This is a genomic window from Flavobacterium dankookense (assembly GCF_004362665.1).
GTDB classification, from domain to species: domain Bacteria; phylum Bacteroidota; class Bacteroidia; order Flavobacteriales; family Flavobacteriaceae; genus Flavobacterium; species Flavobacterium dankookense.
Genome location: NZ_SNXR01000014.1, coordinates 396,744 through 413,029, shown reverse-complemented (window position 1 = coordinate 413,029; position 16,286 = coordinate 396,744). Strand labels below are relative to the sequence as shown.

Annotated in this window: 15 protein-coding genes; 3 read left to right on the top strand and 12 right to left on the bottom strand. The window is 34.1% G+C overall.

Annotation, left to right across the window (positions count from 1 at the left end; genetic code table 11):
- From BC748_RS10230 to hemA, 12 genes are all read right to left on the bottom strand, one after another.
- On the bottom strand, positions 1-2,193 hold a 2,193-nt coding region (locus tag BC748_RS10230; RefSeq protein ID WP_425459551.1), incomplete at its 3' end, for an immunoglobulin domain-containing protein.
- An 84-nt stretch (positions 2,194-2,277) separates the two neighbouring features.
- Positions 2,278-4,992, bottom strand: a complete 2,715-nt coding sequence (locus BC748_RS10225; RefSeq protein WP_133533390.1) for a T9SS type B sorting domain-containing protein — start codon at positions 4,990-4,992, stop codon at positions 2,278-2,280.
- Between the two features lie 383 nt (positions 4,993-5,375).
- Positions 5,376-5,846: a methylated-DNA--[protein]-cysteine S-methyltransferase gene (locus tag BC748_RS10220; protein ID WP_133533389.1), complete on the bottom strand. Its 471-nt coding sequence runs from the start codon at positions 5,844-5,846 to the stop codon at positions 5,376-5,378.
- 56 nt (positions 5,847-5,902) lie between these two features.
- A complete protein-coding gene (locus BC748_RS10215; protein ID WP_133533388.1) occupies positions 5,903-6,277 on the bottom strand; it encodes a c-type cytochrome in 375 nt (124 codons plus the stop codon).
- A 125-nt stretch (positions 6,278-6,402) separates the two neighbouring features.
- On the bottom strand, positions 6,403-7,401 hold the full coding sequence (hemB, locus tag BC748_RS10210) for a porphobilinogen synthase (protein ID WP_133533387.1): 999 nt from the start codon (positions 7,399-7,401) through the stop codon (positions 6,403-6,405).
- Positions 7,402-7,607: 206 nt separating this feature from the next.
- The gene (hemF, locus tag BC748_RS10205) at positions 7,608-8,510 is read right to left on the bottom strand and encodes an oxygen-dependent coproporphyrinogen oxidase (protein ID WP_133533386.1); all 903 of its coding nucleotides are present in this window, start codon (positions 8,508-8,510) and stop codon (positions 7,608-7,610) included.
- Positions 8,500-8,907 (bottom strand): hypothetical protein, encoded by a 408-nt coding sequence (locus BC748_RS10200; RefSeq protein WP_133533385.1) that lies wholly within the window; start codon positions 8,905-8,907, stop codon positions 8,500-8,502. Before BC748_RS10200 ends, hemF begins: the two co-directional genes overlap by 11 nt.
- 9 nt (positions 8,908-8,916) lie before the next feature.
- Entirely contained in the window at positions 8,917-9,942 is a 1,026-nt protein-coding gene (hemE, locus tag BC748_RS10195; protein ID WP_133533384.1) for a uroporphyrinogen decarboxylase, read from the bottom strand.
- A gap of 51 nt (positions 9,943-9,993) precedes the next feature.
- Positions 9,994-10,659, bottom strand: coding sequence for a uroporphyrinogen-III synthase (locus tag BC748_RS10190; protein WP_133533383.1), 666 nt, complete (start codon positions 10,657-10,659; stop codon positions 9,994-9,996).
- An 81-nt stretch (positions 10,660-10,740) separates the two neighbouring features.
- Positions 10,741-11,667 (bottom strand): hydroxymethylbilane synthase, encoded by a 927-nt coding sequence (gene hemC, locus BC748_RS10185; RefSeq protein WP_133533382.1) that lies wholly within the window; start codon positions 11,665-11,667, stop codon positions 10,741-10,743.
- Between the two features lie 44 nt (positions 11,668-11,711).
- A complete protein-coding gene (locus BC748_RS10180; protein ID WP_133533381.1) occupies positions 11,712-12,116 on the bottom strand; it encodes a GxxExxY protein in 405 nt (134 codons plus the stop codon).
- Positions 12,117-12,170: 54 nt separating this feature from the next.
- Entirely contained in the window at positions 12,171-13,430 is a 1,260-nt protein-coding gene (hemA, locus tag BC748_RS10175) for a glutamyl-tRNA reductase (RefSeq protein ID WP_133533380.1), read from the bottom strand.
- A 228-nt stretch (positions 13,431-13,658) separates the two neighbouring features.
- Between hemA and BC748_RS10170 the strand changes: the two genes are divergently transcribed.
- The 3 genes from BC748_RS10170 to BC748_RS10160 all read left to right on the top strand — a co-directional run bounded on the left by BC748_RS10170 (position 13,659) and on the right by BC748_RS10160 (position 16,217).
- Complete coding sequence (locus tag BC748_RS10170) at positions 13,659-14,531, top strand: helix-turn-helix transcriptional regulator (RefSeq protein WP_133533379.1); 873 nt, start codon at positions 13,659-13,661, stop codon at positions 14,529-14,531.
- Between the two features lie 96 nt (positions 14,532-14,627).
- Positions 14,628-15,647, top strand: a complete 1,020-nt coding sequence (hemH, locus tag BC748_RS10165) for a ferrochelatase (protein WP_133533378.1) — start codon at positions 14,628-14,630, stop codon at positions 15,645-15,647.
- A 33-nt stretch (positions 15,648-15,680) separates the two neighbouring features.
- Complete coding sequence (locus BC748_RS10160; protein ID WP_133533377.1) at positions 15,681-16,217, top strand: CopD family protein; 537 nt, start codon at positions 15,681-15,683, stop codon at positions 16,215-16,217.
- Positions 16,218-16,286: the final 69 nt, after the last annotated feature.

The window sequence follows — 16,286 nt, the reverse complement described above, 5'->3', positions numbered from 1 at the left end:
GGGTAAAACAACACCACTTGTTGATGTTTCAAAAAACTCAACCACAACATTTGGATCGCCTCCTGTAATCTGATTTATCTTAGTCGTTAAATCAAATAAACAGGATAATCCGTCTGTGTTCTCATCACAAACTTCATAGGCAGTTGGTGTGTTGATTATTGGCGCGTCGTTGACTATGACCGTTGTGGATGCGGTTTGGGGTTGTGAACATGACGGCGAATTACTGTCTTGAATACTAACTAAAGTGTATGTAGAATCGGAAGTTAAGATAGGTGTTACGATATTTGCTGTTCCTAAATTGTTGAGCAAAATTGTCTCGTTTGGATTTGAATCATAGTTAAACGTAACCGTTGAATCTGGTGTTCCTGTAAATGTTATCGTGGCTGATGTTCCTGTACAGGTTGGAGAATCACTGGTAATGGAAACGGTTGGGAGTGGAATTATAGAAATAGTAAAAATCTGTGATAAAGATTGAGTACATCCATTTGGTCCACTTGAGCCAATGCTTACTAAATTATAATTTGTAGTTGTGGTTAAATTCGCAGTTGTTAAATTTGCAATACCACTTGAGTTTAATATGATGGTTTGGTTAGAACCTCCATTTATATTATAGGTTACTGTTGCATTCGCAGTTCCTGTAAAAGTTAAAATCGTACTTGTATTATTACAAACTGAAGTTGAGCCTGAAATAGTTGCAGTTAAAGCAGGATTTATAGTAATTAAAAAAGAACTGTTTATAGTATTTATACACGTATTTAAGATAGGCGATGTTACACTTACTAAATTATAAGTTGTATTTGAGGTTAGAATTGCAGTAGTCAAAATCGCCACACCACTTGAATCTAATGTAATATTCTGATTTGAACCTCCATCAATATTATAAGTTATAATAGAATTTGGAGTGCCGTTGAAAGTAAGAACAGTTGAGTTTCCAGTGCAAATCGAAGCAGTTCCAGAAATTGTTGCTACAGGTAACGGAACAATAGTAAGACTAACAGGAGTTCTTGTAGTGCTTGTACAATTTGATATTAAATCATATGCTTCAGCATAATAAGTTCCACCGGTTATTGGTGTATATGAAGTTGAATTTGATTGTAATAAAACGCCTCCACTTGCAGCGTCATACCAATTAATTCCAGTTGTAGAATCGGCAGTAACAGATAAGGTAGGAATGGGTTCATCACTACAAATAACTTTATCTCCATCACTAACACTGTTATTTGGAATTGTTGAAAATGAAATGGTAAAAACATCAGAAAATGTTGAACAAAAAGGATTACTTAGGTTAGCAATATCTTGTGCTGCTTTTGTTCTGAAATAAGTTTGGGTTGTTAAATTTGGTGTCGTGTAGGTCGGATTATTAGCTCCAGATATATCTGTCCAAGTTATTCCGTCTGTACTAGTTTGCCATTGATAAAAATGTGTAGAACTTCCTGTTGTATTGGCTTGAAGTTGAATTGAAGTAGGACTTTGACACGTAACAAAATTGTTGCCAACTGCAGATGGACTTGTAACTGTAGTTAATTCACCACATGATCTAAATTCAATATCATCAATAGCTAAATCATTTCCACAACCACCTAAACCATTATTTTTCATTTTTAGAACAACGGATGTTTGGTTTGTCGTTGTAAAAACAAGAGCAAATTGTCTCCAAATAGGTGTAGCAGTTCCAATAATATTTCCTGTATTTCCCGAACCTAGAAGTATAGTTTCAGTATCATTCCAAATTTCAAATCGAACATTTATTGGAATTTCATTAGCACCACAAAATCCTGAACCAGGATTATAAACATTCATTAACCATGAAGAAAATTCGAATGTAGTATTTACACAAAGTCCTGTAACAGTTCTTTTATAAAAATCTCCCGAAGTACTTGCGTTAGCATTAACAATTAAAGATTTACCGTTTGTTCCGTTAGTTGCATCTGGTGTATGATCTAAAGAATAGTGCCATGTGCTGTAGAGATTTGTTCTATAGTATAAAGTATAAAACCCATCATTTGGATTACCTGTAATAAAAGTATAATTGGTAACTCCTGCAGGTAAAGCTGGACCATAATTGGTTCCATTTCCAAAATTCTCGGTAAAAATAGGATCTCCTTTACTTCCTGAACAAAATCCAAGCTGTGCATAATTAAACGCAGACAGCAATAAAAGCAAAAAAGTAATTATTTTTTTAAAAGGGCTCATTAATTTAAAAAATGGGAGATTAAACCACTATTCTTTATAAACATTTTAGTTTATTTCTTTGAAAAAAGGATTTTAATAGATTAATTATTGTTCTCTATTAACATAAATCCAACCTGTTTTTGTTTCTAAATCTGCGAAATCAATAATATAGTAATAAGTTCCATCTGGCAATTCATCTCCACTGTCAGACTGACCATACCATTCATCTTGATAAGAAGATTTGCTGTAAACGGTTGTTCCATATCGGTTGAAGATTTTTAAATTGTTTACATTGTATGCACTCAAATCAAAGTTGTCATTCTCGGTATCGTTATTTGGCGAAATTCCTTTTTGGATTGAACAAAACGGAGCAAGAACATTAACGTTCTGCTCGTCTGAACAGCCATTTTTTGTTACAATTAATTTATATATTCCTGCTGTAGATACTACTACGGACGACTCAGTTCCAATTTGAATATTTGATGGATTGTACCATTCATAAGTTGAATTTGTTGCGTCGGTTTCAATAGCACTTAATGTATAACTTGAACCAACACAACCTTCTGAAATGGTAAATTCTGGTAATGGATTCACCGTTATTATAAGCTCAGCATTTGTTGCACATTGTCCTGCATTTGGAGTAAATGTATAAGTTGTTGTAGCTGAATTATTTAATGCTGGCGACCAACTTCCTGTAAATCCATCCGTAGAAGTTGTTGGAAGTGCATCAAGAGTATCACCAGAGCAAATTGGACTAACAGCCACAAAATCAGGAGTTACAAGTGAGTTTACAACTATAGTAAGCTCGGCGTTAATTGCACATTGTCCTGCTGTTGGTGTAAATGTATACGTTGTAGTATCTTGATTATTCAATGCTGGAGACCAACTTCCTGTGAAACCATCTGTTGAAGTTGTTGGTAAAGCAGTTAAAGTTTCACCCTCACAAATTGGATTAACTGCTGTGAAATTTGGAATTACAGGTACATTTACAACTATTGTAAGTTCAGCTGTTGAAGCACATTGCCCAGCTGTTGGCGTAAATGTATAAGTTGTCGTATCTTGATTATTTAATGCTGGCGACCAAACTCCAGTATATCCATTTAACGATGTCGTTGGAAGCGCGCTTAAAGTTCCGCCTTCACAAATAGCATTTACGGAATTAAAAGTTGGTGTTATTTTTTCATTTACAGTTACTGTTACCGTTTTTTGATAAATACAAGTTACAGTTTCTTCTAGTGATAAATCATCTATTGCAAAATCATTTCCTGTTCCAACAAATTCTCTATTAAACATTGTAATATCTGCAGTAGTATTTGAACCCGAATTCCAGTTATGCGATACTAATGTCCACAAACAAGTTGTTGAAGGAGCAGTTACTGGCGTTGCTAAAGAAACGCCATTAATAGTGATTTCAATTTTAGCAGGATTTTCTGGAGCTACCGAAGCTATGTAGTACGAAAAAGTATAATCTGTATTTGGCTCAACAGTTACAGGTGTTTCTGTACTCCAAACCTTAATAGTTCCCGTTGGATCAGTAGAACCATCAAATACCATCATATTTCCAGTTCCTGTTGTATGATCACCACATGAAGAAAACGGAGCAAACCAATTGTTTGGATTAGTGACTATAAAATAAGAAGATTGAACGCCAAACGGACTTGGGTCAGCAACTTCGCTATATTCGGTTATGAAACCTACATTTCCTTGAGAGAAATCTCCATTTACAACTAAATTTGTTGGGTCTGATGCTTGTCCTGATGTAACAGTATATATTGTAGTTACAGTTGGACTTACATTTTGTGTTGCACTATTTGGATTTGTAATAGAACTATCTGGTGGATTGGCAGTCCAAGTATAAGTACCAATTCCACCTGTTGCCGAAAGTGCAGTTGTTTCGCCTTCGCAAATAGTAGCCGCACTACTTAGTATTAAATCATTTTGAACCGTTAGCACAATATTGGTCTCACTATAAACTTGATTGTTTGCATCAGATACAGTTATATTATATGTTCCTTCACCTAAACCAGTAAATATTCCTGTTGTGTTAGATTGTGTAGCTGTACCTGTTAAATTATAATTTCCATAAGGTAAAAATCCGCCGCTTGCACTAACATTGATTGAACCATCAGTTGCGCCAGGACATGTTGGATTTATAGAAGAATAAGTTCCGGTAAAAGGAAGCGCACCTTCAGTAATTGAAAAATCATCAACAGCAAAATCATTTCCTATTGGACCAGCATTAATTGTTCTTAAACGAACCATTACATTATTAGCTGTGGCAACGAAAGAGTAACTTATTTTTTTCCATCCTTCTGATGGTAAAGGTGCTAAATTATTTAAATTTGTTGGGTTTATACCATTTGCATTCACAAAGAAAATACCAATATTTGCTCGTGTTGAACTATCTTCTGTAACAGCATTAGAAACTGATTTAATCCAATAACTAAAGGTATAAGTTGTTCCAGCAGTAAATCCTCCAATTGCTCCACCAGTACTTCCAGTAGTCCAAAAGAATTTGTTCCCAACGCTTGCGCCATCAAAAACTAACATATTTCCAGTTCCTGTTGTATGATCACCACCCGAAATGTAGGTGGAATTCATTATTGTTGGATTAGTTGTTCTTCCATAAAAACCTGGATTACTAGTTCCGTTTAATGGATTAATCAAAGTATAATCATGAACCAAAAAACCAACACCACTTCCGCCACTCTCAAAATTGCCATTGGATAAAATTTGTGCATTCAATTGACAATTGCCTAAAATTACAAATGCGATTGCTAAAAACGTTCTTTTTAAAAAAATGGAGTACTGTGGTTTCATAACTTAAAAAATTTCATAATTCATAAAAATAGACTATTATTTTTCTTCTTTTGTTTAAAATAAGATATAGAAACTATACTATTAATAATTTAACTTAAAACGAATGAAATAGTATATTATGATTGGGAATCGTTTTCCTTAAAATCAATAAAAATGGAAGATTCAATGCAATTGTTGTGGTAATGTTAAGTTAATTCAATTGATATAATTATTGAAATTTAGCATCAAAGTCAATAGAAATGGCTGCAAAAAACACAAATCTATCAGAAACCACTAATTTTTCCTTTTTAATGGCTTAAAAATCTAAAAAGTGATTTTAGAGAGAACTATACAGTTTAATTGAGGAAGTTTTTTTAAAAAAACAGATTAAATTGAAACTAATTTTAAAACAATGATTGTTGTGTTGTAGGGTTTTCATGTTCCAAGAGCCATTTCTTTCGCCACAAACCTCCAGCATAACCAGTAAGTGAACCATCAGTTCCAATAACGCGATGACACGGAACAACAATCCAAAGCGGATTTTTGCCATTAGCAGAAGCAACAGCACGAATGGCTTTTACATCACCGAGTTTTTTGGATAAATCGAGATATGAAATGGTTTTACCAAAAGGAATTTGGAGTAATTCTTGCCACACTTTTTGCTGAAAATCGGTTCCTTTTGGGTTTAATTTTAAGTTGAAGTCTTGACGTTTTCCATCAAAATAGTCGCTTAGTTGTGCCACTGCTTCTTGTAATTCTAGTGGAATTGTTTTGGAAAGGTTACCTTCTGATAAAATGGCTATTTCTGCAATGCCGTTTTCATCGCCGACGATTTTGGTAATTCCAAGTGGTGAATTGATAAAGCAGGTTTTCATCCTATAAAATTTTTTTACCACAAAGTACACGAAGAAGGCGCAAGGTTCGCAAAGATTTATTTTGCAAAACTTAACATATACTCTTCCAATGCTTTTAGTTCTTCATCACTCATTTGCTTGGTGATGGCGAAGTTAGCTTTCATTACTTCATATTGGCTTGGATCAACGATGGGTTCGGCTTCTTCTTTTAGGAAAGAAACAATGCTGGCGTTTTTTTCTTTATAAATTTTGGCAATTTCGGTAATGCTTGGACCAATTACTTTTTGGTCGGGTAAATGACAAGCTGTACAAGTTCCTTTGCCTGAAAATAATTCTTCGCCTGAAACTGTAACCGAAGTTTCATCGTGTTTTGGCTGGTCTAAATTGGTTTCGGTTTCTTTTTTACACGACACCAATGTTGTGATTAAAGCGATTAGTATGTATTTTTTCATGTTTATAAAAATTCAATTCCTTTATTTTTTAGCCCTGATGCAAGGGAAAAGCCTCGCCTTTTTTTGGCGAGCTTTGGAAAGGCAGCAGGAAAATGGATTACTGATAAATCCCGAACGATTCGCTCCTATTTTTGGTTTAACAAAATGGCAGCTTCTTTGGCAAAATAAGTCGATATTAGGCTTGCTCCAGCGCGTTTGATGCACATTAATTGTTCCATCATGATTTTGTCGTGGTCGAGCCAACCTCTTTCGGAAGCGGCTTTAATCATGGCATATTCGCCTGAAACATGGAAAACGGTAACGGGAACATTCACAGCGTTTTTGACTTCGCGAACGATGTCAAGATAAGCAATTCCTGGTTTTACCATGACCATATCGGCGCCTTCTTCTACATCAGAAAGCGCTTCTTTGATGGCTTCGATGCGGTTGGCGTAATCCATTTGGTAGGTTTTTTTGTCTTTTGGAACGACAACGTCAGCTTCTCTTGGCGCAGAGTCTAAAGCGTCACGAAATGGTCCGTAAAATGCCGAAGCGTATTTAGCAGAATAGCTCATAATTCCAACATTTGGAAATCCTGCAGCGTCTAAACCTTGACGTAAACGCAAAACGCGTCCGTCCATCATATCGCTTGGTGCTACGAAATCGGCTCCAGCTTGTGCGTGAGAAACTGCCATTTTTACTAAGGCTTCGTTGGTTGCATCGTTGGCAATATCGCCGTTTTCTATAATTCCGTCGTGACCATAAATTGAGTAAGGATCAAGAGCAACATCTGGCATAACTATCATTTCTGGACAGGCAGATTTTATTGCTTTGATGGCGCGTTGCATCAATCCGTTGGGATTCCAAGCTTCTTTTCCGGTGTTGTCTTTTAGGCTTTCATCTACTTTTACATAAATGTTTACAGCGCGAATTCCTAAGTCGAATAATTCTTTAACTTCTTCGACGGTTAAATCGATGGAACGACGAAAAATTCCTGGCATGGATGGAATTTCTACTTTTATGTTTTCGCCTTCTGCGATGAACATTGGGAACATAAAATCGCTTGGACTTAATGTGGTTTCGCGAACTAAACTTCTGATTGATTCGTTTACTCTTAAACGACGATTTCTTTGTAATGGAAACATATTTTTTGTTTTTTGAACCATTAAGATATTAAGTTTTATTAAGAATTTGACTTAACTTTTCTTAATTTCTTAATGGTTTAATTAAATTTTTTTCGCAAAGGCACAAGGGCACAAACCGAAATTGTTTTACTATTATGTACCATATAAGGAATATAAGGTCATTTAAGTATTTCTTATGTGTTCTTATATTTCTTATATGGTTTAACTTAAACCCATTCAATTGGATTTTCTAATACTTTAATTAATTTTTCTTCTTCGCTGCCAGCTTCTGGATGATGGTCGTAAACCCATTGGACGTTTGGTGGCAAAGACATTAATATACTTTCAATTCGTCCGTTGGTTTTTAGTCCGAATAAAGTTCCTTTGTCGTGAACTAGATTGAATTCTACATATCGACCACGACGGATTTCTTGCCAAGTTCGTTGTGCTTCAGTATAAGGTAACTCTTTTCTTTTTTCTACAATTGGAACGTAGGCTTCTAGAAAACTGTTGCCGACTTCGGTTACGAAATTGTACCAATCTTCCATTGACATTTCTTCGGATTCTTTACAATAATCGAAGAATAATCCTCCAAGTCCACGAGCTTCATTTCTATGCGCGTTCCAAAAATAGTTATCGCATTGTTTTTTATATTTTGGATAAAACTCTGGATTGTGTTTGTCGCAAGCCGTTTTACACGTTTGATGAAAATGCTTTCCGTCTTCTTCAAATAAATAATAAGGTGTTAAATCTTGTCCGCCGCCAAACCACGAATTTATAATTTCACCATTTTCATCGTACATTTCAAAATATCTCCAATTGGCATGAACCGTTGGCACCATCGGACTTTTAGGATGAATTACTAAACTCAATCCACAAGCAAAGAAATCGGCTTCACCAACGTTAAATAGTTGTCGCATGGCTTCAGGTAATTTTCCGTGAACTGCAGAGATGTTTACGCCGCCTTTTTCAAAAATGTTTCCGTTTTCTATAACACGAGTTCGTCCGCCGCCACCTTCTGGTCGTTCCCAATTGTCTTCACGGAATTTGGCAACGCCATCCACTTCTTCTAGTTTGGAAGTGATTTGGTTTTGGAGGTTTTGGATGTAGGTTAGAAATTTATCTTTCATTGCGAATAATACTATCTTGATAATTATATTCTTCTTGAATATTTATATTTATGACTGTGTCTTTCCTAATAACTTTCAGTATTTTAGATTTACTTTGTTTGTAAACTGAATCTCCAATTTTAATTTTACTCCAAGTGACATTGTAGCCAAATCCTTCGGTAGAATCTGAAAGTTTAAAAATAGGATTGCTTCTATTGTCTTTCCACTTTTTTATAACTTTCCCGTTTAATTCATCATTAAAATGAATGTCATACCATTGTTTATTTATGTTATATGGAGTGAAATTAAGAATTTGAAAAAAGAACCAAATAACAAAAGGGAAAAATAACAAAATAAACCATCTTTTGTCGAAATTCTCAAAATCAAATCCATTGTTCCAAATATCCCTAAAAGACATAAAATATTTTTAAGAATTATACTCCTTAACCGCTTCCACAAAAGCCTTCGCATGATCGACAGGAATATTTGGTAAAATTCCGTGACCAAGGTTTACGATATAGTTGTCTTTTCCGAATTCGTCTATCATTTCGTGCACCATTTTTTTGATGGTTGGAATTGGGGAAAGTAATCGGCTTGGATCGAAATTTCCTTGCAATGTGATTTTTCCACCTGACAAATAACGAGCATTTCTTGCTGAACATGTCCAATCTACTCCAAGTGCTGAAGCTTTGGATTTTGCCATATCATTTAAGGCAAACCAACATCCTTTTCCGAAAACAATCACTTTTGTATCTTCTGCTAAAGCTTCCACAATTTGGTTGATGTATTGCCAAGAGAATTCTTGATAATCTACTGGCGACAACATTCCGCCCCAAGAATCAAAAATCTGAACGGCATTGACACCTGCTTTTACTTTTTCTTTCAAATATAAAATCGTGGTGTCGGTGATTTTTTGTAGTAAAGTATGTGCCGCAACTGGATTTGAAAAACAAAATCCTTTGGCTGTATCAAAACTTTTGGAACCTTTTCCTTCTACTGCATAACAGAAAATTGTCCAAGGCGAACCGGCAAAACCAATCAGCGGTACTTCATCATTCAACATTTCTTTGGTTAATTTTACTGCATCCATTACGTAACCCAAAGTTTCTTGAATGTTTGGAACAAACACTTGATTTACCTGTTCCATGGTTCGGATTGGATTTGGAATTATTGGTCCCAAATTGTCTTTCAATTCTACGTGAATTCCCATGGCACGTGGCACAACCAAAATATCTGAAAATAAAATAGCAGCATCTGGTTTTACAATTCGGATAGGTTGAACCGTAATTTCGGCTGCTAATTCTGGTGTTTCGCAACGAGTGAAAAAATCGTATTTGTCTCGCAATGCTCTGAATTCTGGTAAATATCTTCCGGCTTGACGCATCATCCAAACTGGTGGACGTTCTACGGTTTCATTATTTAAGGCGCGAAGGAATAGGTCGTTTTTGATCATATCTTTTCTGGTTTAGACCTGACAGGTTTTGTAAACCTGTCAGGTCTTATTTTAATTATAATATTTTATCACTTCTGCAATCACGTTTTCAATTTTTGGTTGTGATGCAATGATGATGTTTTCTGTTTTTTCTTTTAAAGTTTCAGCAGTTGTATAACCAATGCAAAAACATATTTTATTGTCTATTTCGTTTTCTTTCAGATAGCTTTCTACTGCAGAAGGACTGAAAAAAAGTACTGCATTGTGTCTCATGTCAATTTTATGCGACGTTAAAACGGTTTGATATACTTCGATTTCATCCATTTTTATTTGTGCCAATTGTAACGCATCTGGCAAAATGTTTCGACGAATGTTTCCGCTAAAAAACGTGAAACTGTTTTTGGAATATTGGTTACAAATTACCGAAGCCAATTCGGCAGCATACTCTGAAAACAGAACAACTTCAATTCCGTTTTGTTCCAAAAGTTTTTTGGTTTTTTCGCCGACACAAAATGCTTTTTTGGTTTTAATTTGGTCAATATTATTATGTAAAAGAACGCTTTCTACCGCATTTTGGCTGGTAAAAATTAAATAATCGTTTAATTCTTCAAAATTGAAATTATGGTATTTGATGCTAATAAAATCTTTGTCAATTACCGAAAAATTCGCGCTCAACAAGGGTAACTTTTGGTCTTCCGAAAGCAATTTAGTTGATACTATGCGAATTTCATTTTCCATGTTTATTTTTTGAACATTATTTTTTTTAACTTTTTAAAACATTAAGAAATTAAGAAAATTAAGTGTTTTGACTTTAAAGATTTATTTTTTTAATTGTTTTCTAATTTCGGACATTAGTTCATTTCCTCCGTTTTCTAGAATTTCTTTGGCACAAGAAAATCCTAGTTTTTTCCATTCTGAAATATCAACTTTTTTACTGATTTCCAGTTTTTGTTTTCCATCAATCGAAAGTAACACACCTTCAAATTCTATTGTATCGTTTGGTTCATTATATTTTGCTAAAGCTCCAATTGGTGCAGTACATCCGCCTTCGAGTGTTTTAAGAAATTGTCTTTCGATATAAGTACAAATCTCTGTTTCTATATGATTTAACTGTGAGAGAGCATCAATAGTAAAATTGTCATTTGCCATTGCTACCACAACCATTGCACCTTGTGCAGGTGCCGGAATCATCCAATCTAAATCTATAAAACTTTCTGGTTTTAAATTTATTCGTTCCAAACCTGCAGCTGCAAAAACGGCTCCATTCCAATCGTTATCGTTAAGTTTTTGCATGCGTGTATTTACATTTCCACGTAAATCTACCACAGTATGTTTTGGATATTTGTTCCACCATTGTGCTTGACGACGCAAACTTCCGGTGGCAATTGTTCCCTCGTTTTCCAAAAAATCTAAATTTCCTTTGTGAACCAAAATATCCAATACGTTGGCGCGTTTTAAAACGGCAGCTTGAACGATTCCCGTTGGCAAAGCGGTTGGCACATCTTTCATGGAATGAACCGCAATATCAACTTGACCATTAATCATTGCAATATCGAGTGTTTTGGTAAAAATCCCAGTAATTCCAAGTTCGTAAAGTGGCTTATCAAGAATGATATCACCTTGGGATTTTACAGCAATAATTTCGGTTTTGTATCCTAAATCGTTGAGTTGTTTTTGAACTGTGTGCGCTTGCCAAAGGGCTAATTCGCTATCGCGTGTTCCTATTCGTATTGTTTTATTAACCATTTTATTGTTTTTGAAACATTAAGAAATTAAGATTCATTAAGCATTTAATCATCTAATCTTGAAAAATATTCATTAACAAATGGCTTCATTGATTTTGTGATATTTGTTGTGTAGAAATTTATCAGTAATCCTTGAGGTTTTTCTAATAATTTCATGTAGGTCAAAAGTTGAGATTCATGAATAGGTGCCAATTTTTCGACTGTTTTTAGTTCAACAATTACTGTATCATTAACTAATAAATCTGTTTTTAATGTTGAATCTAACTCTAAATCATCATATTCAATTTTGACATTAAGCTGTTGTTTAACGTCATATCCATTTCTTTCTAATTCAAATTTTAAGCATTGCTCATAAACACTTTCTAGTAGTCCTGGACCTAGTTTTTTATGAACTTTTATTGCCAATCCAGTTATTTCGAAAGATAATTTAGTTACTTCTTTTTTTGTCATTTTTTAATTTGTTCTAAATGAATCTTAATTTCTTAATGTTTCAAATAATTTTAATTAAAAAAATGATTTTTCTTGTTCTAATTGAAAAACTTTTTCAATCCATTCAATTCCTTCATCCATTGAGTCGCCATCTTTTAAATGATTTACAAAATGATTGGTTATTTTTTGAATGATTCTGTTGCTGATAAGTTCGGCTTGTTGTTCGTCGAAATTGGATAATTTTTTGCGTTGTACGTTTAGTTCGCCTTCTTTTATAGAATTTAATTTTTCTTTTAACGCCTGAATAGTTGGAGCAAATTTTCTGTTTTTTGCCCAAGCTGAAAATTCTTCTTTTATTTCTTCAATTATAGCTTCGGCAGCTGGAATATGTAGCTTACGATTTTCTAGTGTTTCATCAGTCATTTGTGAAAGATGATCAAGGTGAATTAGTGTTACACCTTCAACTTCTTTTACATTTTCATGTACATTTTTTGGTATGGATAAATCTAAAATGAGTAGCGGTTTTTTTAAATTCAAAATCGTTTTGTCAATCGTAGGGTTTTGCGCGCCAGTAGCAACCACAACCACATCAGCTTTTTGAAGTTCTAGTTGTAAATCGGCATAATCTTTAACGACTAAATCTAATTTTTGCGCCAATTTCTCCGCTTTATCTTTGGTTCGATTTATTAATGTAATTTGTTGATGCTTTGTGTGTTTTACAAGATTTTCGCAAGTGTTTCTACCTATTTTTCCTGTTCCGAAAAGCAAAATATTTTTATTGGAAATATCTTCAACGTTTCTAATGATGTATTGAACCGACGCAAAAGAAACCGATGTTGCTCCAGAAGAAATTTCGGTATCGGTTTTTATTTTTTTGCTTGCTTGTATCACTGAATTAACTAATCTTTCGAGAAAAGCATTTACCAAACCATTTGATTTACTTTCTGCAAAAGCAGTTTTTATTTGGCTGATAATTTCAAAATCACCAAGAATTTGACTGTCTAAACCAGTTCCAACGCGAAACATGTGGCTGATAGCATCTTGATTTTTGTAGATGTATGCTACTTCTTGAAATTCAGGAACTGAGCCTTGGCTGTTTTCACAAAGTAGTTTTATTAGTTCGTATGGATGATTGGCAAAACCATAAATTTCAGTTCGGTTACAAGTTGAAGTAACGATTAAAGATTCGATTCCTTCGGCTTCGGCTTGCATCAATAAAGTTGATTTGGCTTTAGAATCTAAACTGAATTTACCTCTAATTTGGGCATCTGCTTTTTTATAACTAAGACCTACGGCGTAAAAAGAGGTATGTTTCGACATATTAAAATTTTCCATAAATTACTTTCCTTAAAAAGTTCAACAAAAATAGTAGCATACTATTTATAAAAGTAACGCTAGAAGTACTTTTTGTGTCGCTGTGAGATTTTTTACAGCTGATTTACCTTTTTAGCGTTATTTATTATAAATTTGTAGTGAAATCAAGTCTTCGCAAATCCCTTATGTAGATTAATTCTAAATAACATTTTTGCTTGAGTTCAGATTTATATACGAAAAAATATCGCTATGGGTTCTCAAGAAATAATAAATATTGAAAATGATTTTACTTTAATTCGTTTTCAAAATGATGGAAATGAAATTTTTCATGTGAAAAAGCATATAAATCAAGGACTTATACAATTTCATTTTGGAATAAAAGGAAAAGCAAAATTTGTCTTCAATCAAGGAAATTATGCTTTAGATTTGAACGAAGAGAAGTCGCTGTTGTTTTATAATCCACAAAAAGAGTTGCCATTAGACTTGGAATTAGCGCCAAATTCTTGGGTGATTTCGGTTATTATTTCCATACAAAAGTTTCATTCTTTGTTTTCAAATGAGGCAAATCATATTCCTTTTTTAAGTCCTGAGAACAACGATAAAAAATATTATAAGGAAGAAAATATCAGTCCGTCGATGGCCATTGTATTAAGTCAAATGTTTCATTACACCTTAAATCCTTCGATAAAAAATTTGTATTACAAAGGAAAAGGATACGAATTGTTAAGTTTATTTTTCAACAGAAACGAAGACCCAAATGCAGAACAATGTCCGTTTTTGATTGATGAAGAAAATGTTTTGAAAATTAAAAAAGCCAAGGAAATTATCATCAATAACATGGCTGAACCTCCAGGATTAGAGGATTTAGCGGAGCAAGTTGGATTAAGTTTAAAGAAACTAAAAATGGGTTTCAAACAAATTTATGGCGATACCGTTTACGGATTTCTTTTTGATTATAAAATGGATTACGCTCGACAATTACTAGATTCGGGTTCGTATAATGTAAACGAAGTTGGATTGAAAATTGGCTACAGCACCGGAAGTCATTTTATTGCAGCCTTTAAGAAAAAATTTGCTACAACCCCGAAAAAATATCTGATGAGTTTAAGTTCAAATACCTAGTGCTATTAATTTCGTATATCAAACAATCGATAAAAAAAGTATAAACACAAAATCTTAAAAAGTAAATAAATTACTTTTACAAAAAAAATTGCCACAATGAAAGGAGTATTATTAGTAAACTTAGGTTCGCCAGAAAGTCCAACGCCAAAAGATGTTAAGCCTTATTTAGATGAATTTTTAATGGATAAATACGTAATTGACGTTCCGTTTTTATTGCGTGCTTTATTAGTTAGAGGAATAATTTTGCAAACGCGTCCAAAAAAATCGGCAGAAGCTTATGCTCGAATTTGGACAGACGAAGGTTCGCCGTTAATTGTGATTTCAAAAAGGATGCACAAAAAAGTGCAAAGTTTAGTTGATATTCCAGTTGCTTTAGCGATGCGTTATGGAACGATGACCATTCAAAAAGGATTGCAAGAATTAAAAGATAAAGGCGTAACCGAAGTAATGCTGATGCCTTTATATCCGCAACATGCTATGGCTTCTACAACTACAATTGTGGTTTTGGCAGAAGAATTGCGTCAGAAGTTTTTCCCAGAAATGACGTTTACCAATGTACCCGCATTTTACAACAAACCCGATTACATTCAGGCATTGGCCAATTCAATTAAGAAGCATTTGGAAGGATTTGAATACGACCATTTATTGTTTTCGTATCACGGAATTCCGAAACGTCATATTCGCAAAACGGATGTGACCAAATCGCATTGTAAAATGGATAGAACATGTTGTAATACGCCATCGCCAGCACACGAATTTTGCTACAGTCATCAGTGTTATCAAACGACTAAACAGGTGGTAAAATTACTTGGAATTCCAGAAGGAAAATACAGCCAAACCTTCCAATCTCGCTTGGCTGGTGATAAATGGTTAACGCCTTACACTGATGTTGAAATCAACAAAATGCCCGAACAAGGAATTAAGAAATTGGCCGTTGTAACTCCAGCGTTTGTTTCTGATTGTTTAGAAACATTGGAAGAAATTGCTATGGAAGCCAACGAACAATTTTTACATCATGGTGGTTCAGAATTTATGGCAATACCTTGTATGAATGACGATGACGAATGGTGTAGTGTTGTGGCGAATTGGGTGAAAGATTTCCAGAAGAAAGACTAAAGATAATAGACAGATAGATAATAGATTTTCTAAATGGAATACAACTACATAAAATCTCTTCACCTAATATTTATAATCACTTGGTTTGCGGGTTTGTTTTACATTGTTCGTTTGTTTGTATATCAAATTGAAGCCGACGAAAAGCCTTCGCCAGAGAGAGAAATTTTGTTAGCGCAATATAAAATAATGACCTATCGATTGTGGTTCATCATCACTTGGCCGAGTGCTGTTTTAGCAACAATTTTTGCACTTTGGTTATTGTATTTAATGCCAGGATGGTTGCTAATGCCATGGATGCAAGTCAAATTAGTTTTTGTAGTTTTACTATTGGCTTATCATTTAAAATGCCATCAAATTTATTCCCAATTACAAAACGATCAGTTTAAATACAGTTCCAATTTTATGCGTCTTTGGAATGAAGGTGCAACAATTATATTGTTTTCCGTTGTTTTTTTAGTAATTTTAAAAAATGCTTTCAACTGGATTTATGGCGTCATCGGAATTATTTTATTTTCTGTTTTGATTATGCTTGGATTTAAGTTTTATAAAAGAATAAGAGAAAGAAAATAGTGTGCTCAGTGTTCAGTGTTCAGTTTGCAGCTGAGACTGAAAATTGAGACTGAAAACTAACAAATGAAC